The sequence below is a fragment of the Nitrosomonas sp. genome, assembly GCA_016703745.1.
In the GTDB taxonomy this organism is placed as follows: Bacteria; Pseudomonadota; Gammaproteobacteria; order Burkholderiales; family Nitrosomonadaceae; genus Nitrosomonas.
The window spans coordinates 1511706-1530858 of record JADJBK010000006.1 but is presented as its reverse complement, the minus strand read 5'-3'; the positions used below and the strand labels follow the sequence as shown (position 1 = coordinate 1530858).

17 protein-coding genes and 2 pseudogenes are annotated in these 19153 nt (G+C 45.6%); 15 read left to right on the top strand and 4 right to left on the bottom strand.

The window, feature by feature from the left end:
* Positions 1-19 precede the first annotated feature (19 nt).
* The 4 genes from IPG31_08345 to IPG31_08330 all read right to left on the bottom strand — a co-directional run bounded on the left by IPG31_08345 (position 20) and on the right by IPG31_08330 (position 3278).
* Complete coding sequence (locus IPG31_08345; protein ID MBK6618354.1) at positions 20-232, bottom strand: addiction module protein; 213 nt, start codon at positions 230-232, stop codon at positions 20-22.
* A 15-nt stretch (positions 233-247) separates the two neighbouring features.
* Positions 248-2647 carry a DEAD/DEAH box helicase family protein gene (locus IPG31_08340; GenBank protein MBK6618353.1) on the bottom strand — a complete coding sequence of 800 codons (2400 nt, stop codon included), beginning with the start codon at positions 2645-2647 and terminating at the stop codon, positions 248-250.
* A gap of 146 nt (positions 2648-2793) precedes the next feature.
* Positions 2794-3003, bottom strand: coding sequence for a BrnA antitoxin family protein (locus IPG31_08335; protein MBK6618352.1), 210 nt, complete (start codon positions 3001-3003; stop codon positions 2794-2796).
* The gene (locus IPG31_08330; protein ID MBK6618351.1) at positions 3000-3278 is read right to left on the bottom strand and encodes a BrnT family toxin; all 279 of its coding nucleotides are present in this window, start codon (positions 3276-3278) and stop codon (positions 3000-3002) included. The genes IPG31_08335 and IPG31_08330 overlap by 4 nt, the downstream gene beginning before the upstream one ends.
* A gap of 178 nt (positions 3279-3456) precedes the next feature.
* On the opposite strand from IPG31_08330, the gene IPG31_08325 reads away from it, so the two are divergent.
* From IPG31_08325 to IPG31_08255, 15 genes and pseudogenes are all read left to right on the top strand, one after another.
* On the top strand, positions 3457-5073 hold the full coding sequence (locus IPG31_08325; GenBank protein ID MBK6618350.1) for an alginate export family protein: 1617 nt from the start codon (positions 3457-3459) through the stop codon (positions 5071-5073).
* Positions 5074-5177: 104 nt separating this feature from the next.
* Positions 5178-5351, top strand: a complete 174-nt coding sequence (locus IPG31_08320) for a hypothetical protein (protein ID MBK6618349.1) — start codon at positions 5178-5180, stop codon at positions 5349-5351.
* Between the two features lie 734 nt (positions 5352-6085).
* Positions 6086-6902, top strand: a pseudogene (locus tag IPG31_08315) (methane monooxygenase/ammonia monooxygenase subunit C).
* A gap of 270 nt (positions 6903-7172) precedes the next feature.
* Positions 7173-8009: a methane monooxygenase/ammonia monooxygenase subunit A gene (locus IPG31_08310; GenBank protein MBK6618348.1), complete on the top strand. Its 837-nt coding sequence runs from the start codon at positions 7173-7175 to the stop codon at positions 8007-8009.
* Positions 8009-9272, top strand: a pseudogene (locus IPG31_08305) (methane monooxygenase/ammonia monooxygenase subunit B). Before IPG31_08310 ends, IPG31_08305 begins: the two are co-directional and overlap by 1 nt.
* 221 nt (positions 9273-9493) lie before the next feature.
* Positions 9494-10066, top strand: coding sequence for a hypothetical protein (locus tag IPG31_08300; protein MBK6618347.1), 573 nt, complete (start codon positions 9494-9496; stop codon positions 10064-10066).
* 70 nt (positions 10067-10136) lie between these two features.
* Positions 10137-10721 carry an LPXTG cell wall anchor domain-containing protein gene (locus tag IPG31_08295; protein MBK6618346.1) on the top strand — a complete coding sequence of 195 codons (585 nt, stop codon included), beginning with the start codon at positions 10137-10139 and terminating at the stop codon, positions 10719-10721.
* 60 nt (positions 10722-10781) lie between these two features.
* A complete protein-coding gene (locus IPG31_08290; GenBank protein MBK6618345.1) occupies positions 10782-11231 on the top strand; it encodes a copper resistance protein CopC in 450 nt (149 codons plus the stop codon).
* A 15-nt stretch (positions 11232-11246) separates the two neighbouring features.
* Positions 11247-13373, top strand: a complete 2127-nt coding sequence (locus IPG31_08285) for a CopD family protein (GenBank protein ID MBK6618344.1) — start codon at positions 11247-11249, stop codon at positions 13371-13373.
* Positions 13374-13638: 265 nt separating this feature from the next.
* Positions 13639-14139, top strand: coding sequence for a hypothetical protein (locus tag IPG31_08280; GenBank protein ID MBK6618343.1), 501 nt, complete (start codon positions 13639-13641; stop codon positions 14137-14139).
* A 172-nt stretch (positions 14140-14311) separates the two neighbouring features.
* Positions 14312-15334 carry a heat-inducible transcriptional repressor HrcA gene (gene hrcA, locus IPG31_08275; protein ID MBK6618342.1) on the top strand — a complete coding sequence of 341 codons (1023 nt, stop codon included), beginning with the start codon at positions 14312-14314 and terminating at the stop codon, positions 15332-15334.
* A gap of 32 nt (positions 15335-15366) precedes the next feature.
* Complete coding sequence (locus IPG31_08270; protein ID MBK6618341.1) at positions 15367-16452, top strand: ferrochelatase; 1086 nt, start codon at positions 15367-15369, stop codon at positions 16450-16452.
* Positions 16453-16473: 21 nt separating this feature from the next.
* A complete protein-coding gene (locus IPG31_08265; protein MBK6618340.1) occupies positions 16474-17277 on the top strand; it encodes a sterol desaturase family protein in 804 nt (267 codons plus the stop codon).
* A 31-nt stretch (positions 17278-17308) separates the two neighbouring features.
* A complete protein-coding gene (locus IPG31_08260; GenBank protein ID MBK6618339.1) occupies positions 17309-18088 on the top strand; it encodes a M48 family metallopeptidase in 780 nt (259 codons plus the stop codon).
* 151 nt (positions 18089-18239) lie between these two features.
* Positions 18240-19109, top strand: a complete 870-nt coding sequence (locus tag IPG31_08255; protein ID MBK6618338.1) for a phosphoribulokinase — start codon at positions 18240-18242, stop codon at positions 19107-19109.
* The last annotated feature ends 44 nt before the right edge of the window (positions 19110-19153 follow it).

Here is a 19153-nt window from a genome sequence, read left to right as displayed (position 1 = left end):
TGGTGTAATATTTTGATAGTCACTTAATCCGCTCGCGTATCGCCATTTTGGCTTCGCTCCACGCCATCGGTTGCTGTCCTTCACTTTGGCGCAGTTGATGGCGGTGATTGAGGGCTTCTTGATGCCAAGCCGGGGATGCGATTTGGCTATGGGCGCATAGATCGTCCCACAGTGCCTCCATAACCGTGAGTTTTTCGGCAATGGTCATTGTATCGAGGTGTATTTCTATCATTTTGCTTTCTCCTGTTCAGACCGCTTGATACAGCGCGTGTTCCAGTTGGGTTAAGGCTTGCAAGTATTGTGGCTTGCCGCCGAATAATTTGATGATTTCAGTCGGGGTGCCGAACTGGTCGAAGGGATTGACCTTGAGCACCTTGATGTCTTCGATGTTCTCGATGCCTTCGTCTGCGTATTTGTCCAGCAGGGCTTCGAGCACTTTGTGTGCCTGATCACCATAACGGGTGAATACATCGCGCTTTTTCACCTGTTTGACTCGTTCGGAACGAGTCAGCGGGGGCTGGTCGAAAGCGGTGTGACAGATCATGTCGAAAATGTCCATCTCTTTGCTGATGGCCTCTTTCAGGTTTTCCAGTACGATACCCTGCTCGGTCAGCTCGTCAATAACGGCCTGTTTTTTGTCGGCGCCGTTCCATTTGTTGAGAAAGGCATCCAGTGTTTGATATTGCTCGCGCACTTTTTGCCGGGTGTAGTCTTTCAGACTACCGGTAATCAGCTTGCCGTTGCCATCCATGTATTGAATGCGCTCGTTGAGCACAGCGACATTGACACCATTAACGTAATATTTGGGTTTCGGCCCACTGATGATATCCCCGCCATCGATGATATCAGGTATGAGATAAGGCGTTTCGACGGGCAGTTCAAAGATGATCGCTTCGCCCTCGTCGCCGGTCAGGATTTCATCTTTGCTCAGCTCTTCTTCTGGGGTGTCGAATTCGTCGTCCTGCACCAGTTCTTTGACGCGCACCGGGTCGCCATCAAAATCAGGATCAGCAAAGAGGTCAGTGACATTGCGGAAATCCAGAATGGTGAAGAAGGTTTTGCCGAACTCTTCGTTAATACGGGTGCCACGCCCGATGATCTGTTTGAACTCGGTCATTGAGCCAATGTTGCTGTCCAGCACGATGAGTTTGCAGGTTTGGGCATCCACGCCAGTGGTCATCAGTTTGGAGGTGGTGGCAATCACCGGGTAGCGTTCTTCGGGATTGATGAAGTTGTCCAGCTCGCGCTTGCCTTCATCGTTATCACCGGTGATCTGCATAACATACTTGGGATTCTGCGCCATGAGGTCGCTGTTGGTATTGGCTAATGCTGCACGCATGCGCTGGGCATGGTCGATATCCACGCAGAACACAATCGCCTTATCAAAGCGGTTGGTCTTTTTCAGGTATTCGGTGATTTTGTTGGCTACCGCTTCTGTACGCTCGTCGATGACCAGATTCTTGTCATAATCCTTGCGGTTGTAGATACGATCATCCACCAACTGACCACTTTTATCAGTTTTGCCTGCCTCCGGTCGCCAGCCTTCCAGATCAACATTCAAGCCAACGCGCACCACCTTATAGGGCGCAAGAAAGCCGTCCTGAATGCCCTGTTTGAGCGAGTAAGTGTAAATGGGGTCGCCGAAGTATTCAGTGCTGGAAACGGTTTCGGTTTCCCTGGGCGTCGCGGTAAGGCCGATATGGGTTGCGGTTTTGAAGTAATCCAGGATTTCGCGCCATGCGCTGTCTTCCGAGGCGCTGCCACGGTGGCACTCGTCGATAACGATCAGATCGAAAAAATCGGTGCTGAATTCGCGGTAAGCGTCCTTGTCTTCATCATAGTTGGTCAGCCCTTGATAAAGCGCCAGATATATTTCGTAGGATTTGTCGATCTTCTTGTGCTTGATAACCGTCATTTTGTCTTTGAAATGACGGAAGTCACCGCGCCGGGTCTGGTCGATCAGGGTGTTTCGGTCGGCCAGAAACAGGATGCGTTTTTTGGCCCCGGCTTTCCATAGGCGATGGATGATCTGAAAGGCGGTATAGGTTTTACCGGTGCCCGTGGCCATAGTCAGCAGAATGCGCTGCTGACCTTTGGCAATGGCCTCTACCGTGCGGTTGATGGCGATTTGCTGGTAATAGCGCGGGCTGCGACTGGTGCCGTCGAAAAAATAATCCTGGGCGCTGATGCGCTCGGCTTCCGGCGTGGCGATACCTTTGTAGCGTTTGTAACGCTCCCACAGTTGTTCGGGTGTCGGGAAGTCGTGCAGCGGGAGTTCGCGCTCGACACTGCCGCTGGCGGCGGTGCGGTCGTGTTCAAAAAAGCCATCGCCATTGCTACTGAACACCGAGGGGATATCTAGAATGGTGGCGTAATTCAACCCTTGCTGTATGCCTGCCATGACCGAGTGCTTGTTATCCTTGGCCTCGATGATGGCGACCGGGATATTAGGTTTGTAGTAAAGGATGTAGTCGGCCCGCTTGCGCTTGCCACGGGTGGTGAGATTGCCCTTCACATAGATACGGCCATCGGTGAAGCCGACTTCCTCGCGGACTTGCTTCTGCATGTCCCAACCGGCTTGCTCCAGCGCAGGCGTGATGAACTTGGTGCAGATGTCACGTTCTGACAGGTCTGTTTTATTCGTCATCCGATGATCCGGTTTTCTGGATTGGTTCGAGTTGGGTTGGGCATATAACGCAAAGCTAAGGAGCGAGTCGCCAAACTCGATAAAAGCAAACCTTCAAAACCACCACGGACTTGTTATTGGTTCGAAATCGCAGTTGAATTTGATGGTCAAGAAACATCAATGGTTCGGTGTTTGCGTACACAATCCTGAAGATATAAATTAATGAGGCTTTGGTATGGCACACCACTGTTCTCAGTCATTTCTTTGAAATACCCAACCACATCTTCACCGAGCCAGATTGTAACTGATCTCTTCAGCTTCGAGGCGTAAGGGTTTTTTCGTGATTTCATTTGGGAAAGATCATATTCTGCTTTCATGGCGCGTTACCTTTGTGGTGTTTGCTTTCGCATTTGGTTGCTTTGCAGGCTGATATTATCCTGATTGTCTCGCCTGATTCCCGTTCGCAGTGGTAGACAAGAAGCATCTTGGATTCATAACTAAAGCCGAGCATCAGAAAACAGTGTTTTTCTATCGAATGTGCATTATCATAAAATTGCACCGCAAATTCGTCATGGAAGGCAGACTCGGCTTCTTCGAAAGAAATACCATATTTTTTCTCATTGCTTGGCAGCTTCTGTTGTATCCCGCTCAAGCCCTATCATGATTACATTGTATGTGTAATAGTTGACATGAATCGTCCTGCTTAAAGCGATTTTCTGTATATCGCCATCTGTCCTTTGCTCACGGGTTGGATGAGGATTCATATGAATAAAAATTAACACGCAACAATGGCCTGACCGGAACACCGGAAGAACATTCAGGAGAAAGTTATGAAACCTGTCCGGCGAATCATTTCGCTTTTGCTGGCTACGACAGCAAGTCTGCTGCCCACCGCCGCTGCACTGGCGAATGAGTACACGCTATCAAACAACAGTCCGTCAACCCGGCAATCCGTCGTGCTCATCGCACAAGCAGGTGCAGCAGACCAGGATGCGGATAAATGGGCAATATCACCCAAAAATCAGTCTGCAGCGCAACCTGTTCAATCCGCCCCCGCGCAACCGGAAGCGCCGCAGAAGTCCAGTTACTTCCAGCGTGCGCGCAGCTATTCCACCCACCCGGAATCTGATCCACCGCGTTATGTGCGCAATCTGGCCAAGACAGATATCGAAGCATTCAAGCATCTTGACTGGCTCGATGCCGGTTTTGACTACCGGGTGCGGTACGAGCTGCGCGATGGCGATATACGGCGCAATAGACTGATAACTGATAATAATTTCCTGCTGCGTACCCGTGCCTATATCGGTATCAGAAATATTGTCGATCCTTTCCGTTTTGCGGTCGAATTTGAAGACGCACGTGCTTATAACAGTAATTTCCCCAGAGATAATCGCGACTGGAATAAATTTGAACTGATTCAGACTTATGGCGAGCTGTATTTCAAGGATGTGCTGGGGAAAGACGATCTAGGTAATGACCGTCCGCTCCGGATCCGCGGGGGGCGCATGGCTTGGGAGACCGTCGACAGACGTTTGTTCGGCAACAATCAATGGCGCAATACCACCAACAATTTTGAAGGTTTTCGGGTCACATTCGGGCGGGAGGCGAACGACTGGGAACTGGATGCCTGGGGATTACAGCCTGTCATCCGCGATATAAACGACTTTGATGGCCGCAATAAAGGCCAGTGGTTTTATGGCGCGGTGGGTCACTGGCGAAAATGGTCCGATGTCATCACGATACAGCCGTATTACATGGCGCTGATGCAGGATGACAGAGGCGGACAACAGGCCAGCCGGGAAATACATTCACCGGGTATACGCGCTTACGGTGTACTGCCAAAAACCAATATTGACTATGATCTGGGCGCGATCTACCAGTTTGGTCGCGACAACGGCCAGACAAAATCCGCCTGGTCATACCTGATCGAGCTTGGCTATACCTTCAAGCACGACTGGAAACCACGGGTAAGCGCCTTTTATGGCTTTGTCAGCGGTGACCGCAACCCGAACGACAACGTAAACAATCGCTTTGAACGGTTCTTCGGCTTTGCGCGTCCGTGGTCGCCTGACGACAATCTGATTATGGAAAACGTCAAGGCGCCCAAGATCGTGTTCGAGTTCTCTCCACACAAAGATGTTTCGATAGACGGCGGATACAGCTGGTTTTGGCTGGCCAGCGACACCGACCGTTTCAATAATCTTTTTAACGTTGCCACACGAAACACCCTCAACCGCGATCCGACCGGACAAAGCGGCGACTTCCTGGGGCAGTCGATTAATACCCGCATCCGATACAAACTGACACCACATGTTGATACCACCGTCGGATATTCACGTTGGATGAACGGGGCTTTTGTGAAAAACAGGCAACTCGCCGCATTGGGAGAATATAACGACCACAGTAATTTTTTCTACGTTGAAGTATCACTCAGAGCCTTTAAATAAGCAGCATCACTCAAGTAAAGCTCGGGTTTAGACATTCAGCATCCAGATGCGACCATTAAAGCAGAAGCAAAGTAGCGATACGAGACGTTAAAAATATTCAGAAAATGAGCAAAAATTACTTGACAGAAGGCAAGGTTTGCGCTGCCGCCGCCCTGCATACGCGGGTTTCTGGCGTAAGCAGGGCGGCGGCCAATGAAGGAGTTTTTATTCCTCATTTGGTGCTCTATGTCCTACGCTCAAACTGTCCGACTTTGCCTGTCAAGCTGAATTATTCCTGAGACAGATTCCTCCCTGATCATGCTTCCCGGGGATCATTTATTCGAAGAAAACACAACTTTTATTTCAATCCGCCGCAATTACTTTCTTCGCAATTATGCCTATCGGTTCATGGAACTTTGCGTGCCGTCACTCAGTGAATCGGTCGTTCGCTCCGCTACGCGTCTTTAGATATTATCCAGAAAAAATTTGATTTTGCCGTGTGGATTTAAGATACCGGCGAACGGCCTGAAACTTTTTTCAGATGCAAAAAATATTCTGATTGTGAACAATCAGCGATGACTGCTGCGTTGTAATCGGCTTTTCTGGGCGATATCTCCCAAGAATCACAAATGGATATGTTTTTGGTAGTGTTGTTTCGTTGTATTTTGTTCAGGAGGGGGCAGAAATTATACGGGTAGATGGTGAAAATTGGGTTTCGGGGCGGGCGCTGAATAATATTTTTGGAGGTGCGTGGTTTCGCCAACCTTTAGTTAATATTAAGTAAATTTGGAATGATCTTATATTCCCATACTTAAAGTATGGAAAAAACTTGACTAAGGATGAGAAGGTGACTACGCTTTCGGGTGTATCTGGCGTTGGAGGTGTAACCTTGCTGGAACAAAAGTGGTAGTAGAGTGTCACAAGCAAGGCAAAAGCCGCGATTAGTTTGTGGTTTTTGTGAAGACGGGTGATGGAAAGAAGACAAATCATCACAATTTTTAACAAAAATGTTGTTCGATAGGAGGAACTAGAGATGGCAACTACGATGGGAACAAGCAGCGCAGCGTCTACCTCGGAAAGAGGCTATGACATGTCGTTGTGGTATGACTCCAAGTGGTACAAATTTGGCATGATCACCATGCTGTTGGTAGCAATATTCTGGGTATGGTATCAACGTACTTTTGCGTATTCGCACGGTATGGACTCGATGGAGCCTGAATTTGACCGCATCTGGATGGGACTGTGGCGCGTACACATGACCATTATGCCGTTGTTTGCCTTGGTAACCTGGGGCTGGATCTTAAAAACGCGTGATACCAAAGAGCAGTTGGATAACCTTGATCCTAAACTGGAGATTAAACGTTATTTCTACTGGTTGATGTGGATTGGCGTATACATCTTTGGTGTGTACTGGGGCGGTAGTTTCTTCACGGAGCAAGATGCTTCCCTGGCATCAAGTGATTATCCGTGACACCAGCTTTACCCCTAGTCATGTAGTGGTATTTTATGGTTCATTCCCAATGTACATTGTCTGCGGTATTGCTGCATACCTGTATGCAATGACTCGTCTACCGCTGTATAGCCGTGGAATTTCATTCCCACTGGTTATGGCGATTGCGGGACCATTGATGATTCTGCCTAACGTTGGTTTGAACGAATGGGGCCATGCTTTCTGGTTCATGGAAGAGCTGTTTAGTGCACCGCTGCACTGGGGCTTCGTGATTCTGGGATGGGCTGGCCTGTTTCAAGGTGGTATTGCTGCACAGATTATCACCCGTTATTCCAATCTGACTGACGTTATCTGGAATAACCAAAGTAAAGAAATTCTTAACAACCGGGTCGTAGCTTAATCTGGTACATTTTTGGTGGCGCGGCGTCGAGTAGTTGATTGGCGCCACGCTTCCAGGATGTGAGTGGAAATACCCTGGTTGATTTCGAGGGATTGGAGTCAGCCGGGTACGAGAGAGGTACTTTATTGATAAAGATAGAGGAATCGTCATGTTGCTACACTTAATATTACAAGCTAGAAAAGGGAGGGAGTTATGAATGATATTTTACTAGTTCTGATATATGTCGTACCGTTGTTAATGGTGTTTACTTTGCTCACCAAGGGCGAAGGTATGTTTGCTGGTGTATTCAGAACGAATGAAATTCTGAAAGCGGCTAAAATGCCGCCAGAAGCGATTCACATGTCGCGATTGATTGATGCGGTGTATTTTCCGATTTTGATTGTGCTGCTGGTTGGAACCTACCACATGCATTTTATGCTATTGGCAGGTGACTGGGATTTCTGGCTGGATTGGAAAGATCGCCAGTGGTGGCCGGTATTGACACCTATCGTTGGAATTACCTACTGTTCGACCATTATGTACTACCTGTGGGTGAACTATCGTCAACCATTTGGCGCGACCCTTTGCGTAATATGTTTGTTGCTGGGTGAATGGCTGACCCGCTACTGGGGATTCTACTGGTGGTCACATTACCCAATCAATTTTGTCACACCGGGTATTATGCTTCCAGGTGCATTAATGCTGGATTTGACCTTGTATTTGACACGTAACTGGTTAGTTACCGCATTGGTTGGCGGTGCCTTCTTTGGATTGTTATTTTATCCAGGTAACTGGCCGATATTTGGTCCTACACATTTGCCGATCGTAGTAGAAGGACACTTGCTGTCGATGGCTGATTACATGGGTCACATGTACATTCGCACAGGTACACCGGAATATACGCGTCTGATTGAGAAAGGATCATTGCGTACTTTTGGCGGCCATACCACAGTGATTGCGGCGTTCTTTGCAGCATTCGTTTCCATGTTGATGTTCTGCGTTTGGTGGTATCTGGGCAAAGTCTACTGCACAGCCTTCTTCTACGTTAAAGGTAAAAGAGGACGGATTGTACATAGAGAAGATGTGACTGCATTTGGTGAAGAAGGCTTTCCAGAGAGGATCAAATAATGGATATCAAAAAACTATATAAACATGGCGTGATGGGGCTTTACGGTGCGGCCTATGCAGTAGCAGCACTGACCATGACGATGACGCTGGATGTTTCAACGGTAGCGGCACATGGTGAGCGTTCACAAGAGCCATTCCTGCGGATGCGGACTGTGCAATGGTATGACGTGAAATGGAGTCCAGGAAACTGTCAAAGTGAATGAAAATGCAAGAATGGAAGGTAAGTTCCATTTGGCATCAGACTGGCCACGGGCTGCTTCAAAACCTGAACGCGCATTCCTGAACGTGGGTAGCCCGAGTCCGGTTTTTGTTCGGCTGAGTACCAAAATCAATGGTCATCCATGGTTTATTTCTGGACCATTGCAGGTTGGCCGTGACTATGCATTCGAAGTTAATCTGAGAGCGCGTATTCCTGGTCGTCACCACATTCATGCGATGTTGAATGTGGAAGGAGCTGGTCCAATTGCTGGTCCGGGCGCATGGATGAACATCACGGGAAGTTGGGATGATTTTACCAATCCGCTCAAGTTGCTGACGGGTGAAACCATCGATTCAGAAACGTTTAATCATACCAATGGACTTTTCTGGCACGTATTGTGGATATCGCTGGGTGTTTTCTGGATTGGCGTATTCACTATCCGTCCCATGTTCCTCCCGCGTAGCCGGGTACTGCTGGCATACGGTGATGACCTGCTGCGTGATCCAGTGGATACCAAGATTGCCTGGGTGATGGTAGTAGTGACGCTAGGTTTAGTATGGGGTGGTTATCGCTATACAGAAAACAAACATCCCTACACTGTACCAATTCAAGCGGGTGAATCCAAGGTTGCTCCATTACCGGTAGCACCTAACCCGGTTGCTATTACCATAACAGACGCGAACTATGACGTACCAGGTCGTGCGCTGCGTGTTTCAATGGAAGTAACTAACAATGGTGATAGCGCGATTGAGTTCGGTGAATTCACCACGGCAGGTATTCGTTTTATTAACTCGGTTGGACGTAAAACACTGGATCCAAACTATCCACGTGAATTAACGGCAATTGGACTGTCATTTGATGATGAAACACCAATCCAGCCGGGCGAAACCAGAGAAATGAAAATGGAAGCCAAAGATGCATTATGGGAAATTCAACGCTTGATGGCGTTGTTGGGTGACCCGGAAAGCCGCTTTGGTGGACTGCTGATGGCTTGGGATGAAGAAGGAAATCGACATATCACCAGTATTGCTGGTCCAGTGATTCCAGTCTTTACCAAACTCTAAGCAATACCAGGGTTAGGTTAATCACCATCAACCGTTACACCGCGGTCGTCAGGCAGGGGTGTAACGGTTTTTTTATTAGCGGAACGAGAACAAAGTATCCTGAAATCTGTCGAAATAATCGTTGTCTCTATGAGATGATTGCTAACAAAAAATAGCGATTGGGCTATTTGAGAGAAGGGCTTGTTGCAAATAGATTAAAAATTTATGGGGGGGAATTGGTCATGATGAGGCGATCAATACAGGTAGTTTTAGCGTGTTGTGGATTGATTGGAGCATTGAATATAAGTAATGTACAGGCGCACGGAGCGGTACCACTGGAAGAGGATATCTGCGTTCGTCAGGTTGGTGAAAATATGGTGCATCTAAGTGCGTATCAGCCACAACATGATCAGACAGGACAATATTGCACAGAGATACCGGTTGCGGGGGAAACGTATCTGGTCGTAGACTTAATTGATCCGGCGCTCAGAAACATGCCGGTGAGTTTAAAAGTATTTCGTGGAGCGACCCCTGAAGGCGAGACGGTTGCCCAAATGAATGCGGATTATTACCCGGATGGCGTGATAAACGGATTGGAACGGCTGGATCAGGGGCTATATTCGCTATTGGTGACTGCAGAGGGGGTGCCGCCATTAAACTATCACTATCAACTGCGCGTGGAGATGGTGGATTATGCAAAAGTGGCACGCCAGGCTATAGGTCCGGCTATCGTGCTGTTAGTATTATCTTGGCTTATATTTAAACTGGTGCAGTCCGGACGTATTAACAAATGGTTCAAAAACCGGTGGAAATAGATAAAAAACCATTTTTATAATGTGCGATTAGATATACAATCAAAAGATTTAAAGAGGGAGAAAGTAAATGATGATAAAGAACTGCATGCAGAGCACATCGCAGTGGCTGACAGCAATATTACTCGGAGTGGCATTTAGCGTGCAGGTGAATGCGCATGGAGGGCTGTCTCTGGCGGATGATATGTGCAAATTAACGATTGGCCCTTACACCATGCACTTTACCGGATACCAGCCAGAGAGCTCCCAGGAACAGGAATTCTGTGAGGATATTCCAAATATTGGTCGAACGATTGTCGCGCTGGACTATATAGATGAGGATTTACGTCCGATGACTACTGAAGTGCGCATAATTCGTGATACGGGATCGGAAGATAATTTGGATGAAGTTACAATATTCCAAATAGAACCCAAGGTTTACCCAAATGGATCGGTTACATTTGAGCATAATTTTCCGCTAGAAGGAAAATTTGTTGGATTGGTAACAGTTCGCGGTAGTGATGTTGAATATGTGTCGCGTTTCCCGTTTGCTGTGGGAACGGGTGGTAAATCAAATTTACCGATGATATTTGGATTGCTGGCAGTAGTTGCTGCAGCAGCCGGATTCTTCTTTATGAAAAAGAATAAATCTGGAGACAGTAACCAGCAAGTGGCTTAATTGATTTGTGAAATACCGAATCAGTTCGATTTGTTTAACCTTTTATGGGATAGATAAAGTATGAGTCTAAACAGATTGTTTGCAGTAGAGCTCGTGTGTAGATTGTTTTTGAACGGGGGAGTGTTATTGGTTCGCTTAACAAGTACGCTACTAATTGGTTTAATGCTAGCGATATTTCTTATCTACTCACATGATGCTTTTGCTCACGCTTCGCTTGTCAAGGCTGAGCCCGCGCGTCGTGCGGTGCTTTCGATACCGCCTAAGCAGATACGTCTTTGGTTTAATGAGGAAATTGAGGCTGATTATGCTTCTTTAGTTGTTTTTGATGAAAAAAAGAAAACTGTAACTGAAAAAAAACCATTGGTTCATTCCGAAGATCCAAAATCAATTTATCTTGAATTGCCGGAACTGGCCTCGGGGAAATATACCGTTAAATTCCGTGTGCTATCTGTGGACGGCCATGTGGTAGATGCGGATTATATGTTTAGTATTAAGCAGAAATCGGATTGATGGGAGGGGCAGTAGGTGCTTGAGTTTTTTGCGACAACTGCGCGCTGGATGCAACTCGTTGCTAATCTTATATTATTAGGAAGTTGTTTTTTTCTTGCCTACGCAAGTCAGTCTACTTCGTTGTATGAAAGATTTTGGGTTCGACGATTAGAACGTTTGTTTCCATGGCTGGCAGGGATAATTTTAGTTGGCCTTTTGGGTATATTGGCGATAACGACAGCAGAAGCTACGGGTGTGGATGCGAATGTTTTATTGCCCAGTGCGTGGTTAGAGATTATTGTTCAAACTAAAATGGGGCATATGTGGGTGGCTCGTGCCCTGTTTGCCGCTATTTTATTTTTTCTAATTCTGTTGCTGCTTCGAAAAAAACCTAGACAATCCTGGCATTATTACTCCTGCGCACTGGCTGCAGCCTTTCCACTAATCGCGGGGGCGCTTGTTAGCCATTCGGCCGCTGAAGAAAACTATCTTACGTATGTTTCGCTGTATTCGATACATATTTTGCTGGCAGGGATTTGGTTTGGCGCATTGCCAGCTTTTTTATTGATTGTTTTTGATAAACAACCAACAGATGATCAAGAGGGTGGCTTTGGCCTGAATGTTGCCTGTTTGAAAAGATTTTCGGGGCTGGCATTGCCTGTAATGCTGGCAATTATGCTAACAGGTGTTATTGTAGCCGATCGGATGATTGATGAGGATTACCATGCTCTGGTATCAAGTGCATACGGGTGGCTATTAAATACCAAAATTGCATTATTAACGGTTGTCTTGATAATTGCTTATCAGGCTCGGTCTAGATGGTTGCCGTTGTTTGAGAGACTTGTTAAAGCAGATATTCAACATAATTCTGAATCACTGTCAAGTCTGAGTTACTTTCAACGGCTATACTCTGATGTTAGCCAGACGAAAAGGTTGGGTGATTTTTCTGTAGATGCTACAGTTGGTATGACAAAGCTACAGAAATGGGTTCGTATAGAATTTATCCTGGCACTATTTTTAGTTTTAATTGCCACCGTGTTGTCCAATACTGTGCCTGCCAAACATGCGATGGTGGAATACTGGCCATACCCGTTTAGGTTTTCCGTAGTTGCAACATGGGAAGATCCTACTGTTCAGAATTATTTCTGGAGTGGAATAGGACTATTGGCCATAGGAATAGGATCGATCTGGCTAGGCATTAGAAATAACTGGCAAGTCAAAAAACGATATGTAGTACCAGCAATCCTAATAATTTTTGCGTTATCGATAATTCTGCCTCAGTTTGCTATTAAGGCGTACCCTGAGACCTATCAGAGTACGCCAGTTCCGTTCGATGCGATTTCCATTTCCAATGGAAGCGCCTTGTTTGCCGAAAATTGCACAAACTGCCATGGCTCTCAGGGCGCAGGTAATGGTCTTTTGGCCAAAACATTTTCTCGGCCAGCCGTAGATTTGCTGACAGAAGCGCATACTGCTAAACACACTGCTGGTGACTTTTTTCACTGGCTAACTTACGGAGTGGCAGAAAGTGGTATGCCTGGTTTCGCAGCAAATTTATCTGAAGAAGATCGGTGGGATACAGTTAATTACTTGCATGCCATGTCAAGGGGGTATCAGGCCAGACTATTAAACCCTTCTGTGGTACCTGATAGACCATCCATGGGACCTCCGATGTTTCAGTTTACTGCTGTTAATGGTAAGGCAGGTATTCTGAAAGATTATCGACAACGCAGTAACATAATATTGGTTTTGTTCAGCTGGCCTGATTCCTCTGTGAGATTGAAAGAATTAAATGAATTGACTGACAGGCTAAAAATGCTTGATACAGAAATTCTGGCAATTCCGATGGATGAGCTCAGTAAAAATATCCTGGAGAATATTTCTGCGGATGTTGCTTTCCCCGTGGTGCTGGATGGTTGGTATGAAATAAGGAATAGTTACCTTCTTTTCAGAAGAACACTTACTCATCCGGATATTATGGGGGAAGGAGTTATGCCTGAACATATGGAGTTTTTGATTGATCGTTTTGGTTATTTGCGAGCAAGATGGATTCCCTCAATTGACAGCTCTGGCTGGGACGACCCTAACTTGTTGGTCAAACAGCTTGCTCAACTTAATCAGGAGGGTGAGATATTGCCTCCTCCTAAAGATCATGTGCACTGATTATTTTAATTTTGAAAATATTTAGAAGTTTTATTTGTTAATAGATTGCGGTACTGAAATGGTGTATTAGTTTGGCTATGTCATCGTTAGTTAGTGGTTGTTATGTAACCAAATGAATTTAAATAAAAATATCAATTATTGGTTTTTTGGCTAATGGCTTGTTTATAAATGATAAATAGTGTTTATTTGCAGTGACCAACAATTAACGATGACATAGCCATTAGTTTTTATGGATTCTTCGCACTTTTATAAGAAAGGAGTAGAAATGAAAAAAATATTTAGTGGTGTGGGAATATTATTCTTTTTGAGTGTTGTTCTATCCGGTCTTGTTTGGGCTCATAGTGATGAATACTTGGATTCAATAAAAGCCCCGCACGGGGGGCAGTTGCGCATGGCAGGTCCTTTTCATCTTGAGTTGGTTGTAGAGGCAGAAGAGTTACGTCTTTACGTCACAGATCACATGGATAAGGAAATTTCAACCAAGGAAGGATCGGGAAAAGCAAATATCATCAGTGCGAACGGAGAAAAGACGGCTGTCGATCTAACTCCGTTTCTTGGAAATGTGATGAGGGGAAAAGGGAAATTTGAATTAACGCCTGAAACAGTAGTGTCGGTTTTTGTGGCTCTGGAGGGCTATGAAACACAGGGTGCGCGTTTTACGCCATTGGCGCCTAAAATATCTGACGGCGAGAGCAGCAATGCGGGCGATCACCACCATCACCACCATCATCACGATGAAGGTCATCAGCATGAAGATAATCTTTAAATTAAATAAATTTTACGTATTTAGAAAATATTCTTATATGGATAGCAATTAAAACGTTGGAATGAATTACATTAATTTATTTTCGATTATGTTTTGTCATTTGTTTCTGAACCGGTATGAGAACCCAGATAACGTTTATCTGTTGATTCTGCAAACTTGTTAGAATATGGCCATGCTTAATGATCGCGCCAAAATTCTACTGAAAACGCTAGTTGAGCGCTATATCCATGAAGGACAGCCTTTGGGTTCACGAGCCCTTGCAAAATTTTCGGGTTTGGATCTAAGCCCGGCTACGGTTCGGAATGTTATGACGGACCTCGAAGAAATGGGTTATGTCGCCAGTCCACATACCTCTGCGGGAAGAATGCCGACTGCGCTTGGCTATCGTTTTTTTGTGGATAGTCTGCTGGTAGTCAAATCTCTGAACAATGTGCAGATGACCATGCTTGAAAACAGGATGTATCCGGCGAACCCTGCGCACTTGGTTAACGTTGCCTCCAACTTGCTATCGGAACTTACCCAGTTTGTCGGTGTGGTAATGGCGCCTCGAAGATCAGGGGGGGCGGTGTTTCGCTATATTGAATTTATGGCTTTAACCGAGAAGCGGATTTTGTTAATTTTGGTTACGCCTGATGGTGATGTACAAAATAAAATTATTTTTACGGAAACACTTTACAACCAATCTGACCTAATTGAAGCAGGTAATTTTCTGAATCAGCATTATGCCGGATGCACTCTGGAAGCAATTCGTACAGGATTGCAAAGTGAGTTGACCAAAATTCGTCAGGATATTTCTCATTTGATGAATATGGCTATTGAAGTTGGATGTGAGACTTTACAGATGGATAGCGAAGCCGTAGTAATTACCGGTGAGCACAAACTTTTTGATGTAAGTGATTTATCAGAAAATTTATCCAGCCTAAAAAAGCTATTTGAATTGTTTGAACGCAAATCAAAATTACTGCAGCTGATGGAGTTAAGCCGTCGGGCACAGGGTGTAAAAATCTTTATCGGCGGAGAGTCAGATTCGACAATTCAGGAAGAAATCAGTGTTGTGATGGCACCTTATAAAATTGAAGGTGAAATTGTTGGTACAGTTGGTGTAATTGGTCCGCGTCGTATGGCGTATGAGCAGGTAATACCAGTTGTTGATATTACTGCAAAATTGTTATCGAGTAGCTTGTCTCAGCATTAACACCTTCTCTTTTTTTGATACACAGCCTATTAATGTTACCTGAACCAGCTTATCAGCATGGGGTTTCTAGCCGAGTTGGTGTTTTACTCATTAATTTGGGAACGCCTGCTGCGCCCACCGCCAAAGCTTTGCGGCCTTATCTGAAACAATTTTTGAGTGAGCCACGTATTATTGAGCTACCACGCTGGTTTTGGTGGTTTATTCTCAATGGTATTATTCTCAATACTCGTCCTGCCAAATCAGCCAGGAAATATGAACAAATATGGATGCCTGAAGGTTCGCCACTGAAGGTGCATACAGAAAAACAAACTACTTTGCTGGCTAGTCTGTTGCAAGAACAAACCGGGTATCCATTGATAGTAGAGTATGCAATGAGTATTGGCACACCTTCGATCAAAGATACGCTATGGAAAATGAGAGAGCGTGGTTGTGATCGTATTCTGGTGATGCCTTTATTCCCCCAGTATGCGGCTAGCAGCAGTGGTTGTGCATTGGAAAGCGTTTTTTGTGAATTTGGCAAGATGCGTAATATGCCTGCTTTGCGCACGATAAAGCATTTTCATGATAAAGGAGTTTATATTGCAGCACTGGCGGAAAATATTAAAGATTATTGGGCTGAGTATGGGCAGCCAGATAAACTGGTGATGAGTTTTCATGGCGTGCCACGAAAAACGCTGGATGCAGGCGATCCCTATCATTGTGAATGTCACAAAACTGGTAGATTGTTGGCCAAAGCGCTGTCGCTATCCAGTGATCAATACCAGGTTTGTTTTCAATCACGTTTTGGTCTTGCAAAGTGGCTTGGCCCTTATACTTCTGAGATATTGGAAGAGTTAGGTAAGCAAAGACTCAATCGTATTGATGTGGTTTGCCCGGGTTTTGTGTCTGATTGTTTGGAAACACTGGAGGAAATAGCAATAGAGGGTAAAGCAATCTTTATGGCCGCTGGTGGAGAAGATTTTCATTATATTCCTGCCCTGAACGAGCACCCTGCCTGGATTAATGCACTCAGTGAAATAGTGCGCGCTAACCTGGTGGATTGGTTGGATCCACAAAACTCTAAAGATGATGCGGAACACTCTCGCAAGCTTGCGCTGCAATTGGGAGCACTTCAATAATCAGACTGCCTGTCGTGATATATGCAACCGGTTGAACAGGAGCATTACCTTAGACTCGGCTTGTTTTTAACCGTTTTGATCGGCATGGCATGCTGGGAAATATATGTGCCCAGGAGAAAGTTGACGGTAGCTAGATGGCTCCGTTGGCGAAATAATCTCGCATTATCTTTCATTAACAGTATTCTGTTGAAAATACTGCTGCCCGTGACTGCAACCGGGGCTGCTGCTTACGCAGCCAGCTATCAATGGGGCTTATTCAATCAATTAACGTTACCAGCATGGCTTGTGATTGGCGTGAGTATCATTTTGCTCGATCTTGCTATTTACGGGCAACACGTTGCGATGCATGCTTTCGCGCCACTGTGGCGATTACATCGTGCCCATCATGCTGATCTCGATCTGGACGTGACGACCGGTTTGCGTTTTCATCCTCTTGAAATGTTGCTCTCGATGTTGTTCAAATTGACCATTATCGTGCTAATTGGTGCGCCGGTGATGAGTGTTTTACTGTTCGAGATTATTTTGAGTGTCATGACGATGTTTAATCATGGCAATGTGTATTTACCGCGTAAACTGGATAATATCTTGCGATACCTTATTGTTACGCCTGATATGCACCGTATTCATCATTCCGTTCATCCAGCCGAAATGAACCATAATTTTGGTTTTAATCTAACAGTTTGGGACAGACTATTTGCTACTTATCGCGACCAGCCGCAAGCTGGGTATGATCAGATGATGATCGGGTTGCTGCGGTGGCGAAGCTCACAGTTCTGTAGCCGGTTAGCAAGTATTCTGAGGATGCCTTTTGAGAGATATTCATGAAAATAGCAGTTAATTCTTGCGTGATGGCAAAATGAAAAAATTTTTGATACTGCTTTTAGTTTTATTGCTAGGTGGTTGCGCTACCTCTCCTACCGGAAGATCTCAATTGATCTTTATGCCTGATTCTGAATTGAACAGTCTGGGCCTGCAAGCATTTGAAACAATGAAACGCGATACGCGAACTAGCTCTAATGTTGTGAATAACCAGTTTGTCAGGTGTATCGTTGATGCAATTACACGTGAAACTGGCGGTCAGTGGGAAGTTGTCGTTTTTGAGGATAAATCTTTAAATGCCTTTGCTTTACCTGGTGGGAAAATTGGTGTGCATACTGGATTGATCGATCTGGTGGATAACCAGCATCAACTGGCCGCAGTTATTGGTCATGAAGTGGGACATGTATTGGCCAGACATAGTAACGAGCGGATGTCGCAGCAGATGGGTACGCAAATGGGAATTTCGCTGGTACAGGCAATTGCTGCGCCACAAACTGCGTTAGGGCAAACTGCTATTGGATTGCTGGGGGTGGGTGCGCAGTATGGCGTCATTATGCCTTTCAGCAGGTTGCACGAGAGCGAAGCGGATCGCATTGGTTTGGATTTGATGGCCAAAGCGGGATTTGATCCTGCCGAGAGTGTCACGCTCTGGCGGAAAATGTCACAGGCTAGCCAAGGTTCGCAGTCGATCGAATTTTTGTCTACGCACCCATCACACGGTACTCGCATCCAGGATTTGCAAGCAAGGTTACCTGCTGCGCGACAAATTCAGCAACAGGCTCATGCGGCAGGTAAGATTCCACGATGCATGAAGTAATTCTGTTTACTTAAATATCATTTGTTAACAACTGGTTATGTATTATTTTCCAAGAAAATGCTAAAAACCAGTATCATTCAGTCTTTGGTTTGTCACTATCCGAGCTGTCAGTATTTGACATCATTTACTATTATTCCAGGGAGAATTATCTATGTCGCAAAAACATCCTGTTATCGCGGTAACCGGCTCATCCGGCGCGGGCACATCTACGGTTAAATCAAGTTTTGAGCATATTTTTCGCCGCGAGCATCTGAATGTCGCTGTTGTTGAGGGGGATAGTTTTCATCGCTACGACCGTGAAGCGATGAAACAGGCAGTTGCTGATTCAGAGAAAACAGGTGGACGTCCTATCAGCCATTTTGGCCCGGAAGCCAATGAATTTGAAAAACTGGAAACTCTCTTCAGAGAGTATGGCGAAAAAGGGCAGGGTGAGCGACGCCTTTATCTTCACAATGAGGAAGAGGCTGCACCATATAATCAAAAACCAGGAACATTTACACCCTGGCAATCGATCGCGCCAGGATCGGATCTGTTGTTTTACGAAGGACTGCATGGTGGGGCGAAAAGTGAAACTGCCGATGTCGCAAAATATGTGGATTTACTGGTTGGTGTTGTGCCTATTGTTAACCTTGAGTGGATACAAAAAATTTATCGTGATACCAAAGCCAGAGGCTATTCTGCTGAAGCCGTAACCCATACCATCCTGCGACGTATGCATGATTACGTTCACTACATTACGCCTCAGTTTTCACGCACCCATATTAATTTTCAGCGGGTTCCAACAGTAGATACTTCCAATCCATTTATCTCCCGCGAGATTCCAACATTGGATGAGAGCATGGTGGTTATTCGTTTTCGTGATCCTCGTGGAGTAGATTTTCCTTATTTGTTGAGTATGCTTGATAACTCGTTTATGTCACGCCCTAATACCATTGTGGTACCGGGGGGCAAGATGGGTATGGCTATTGAGTTGATTTTGACGCCATTGATTCTGGATATCGTCACTAGAAGCAAGAAATAACCGGTTCTTTTTTCTGTTGTTTAGCAGGCAGTAAGCATTTTTCT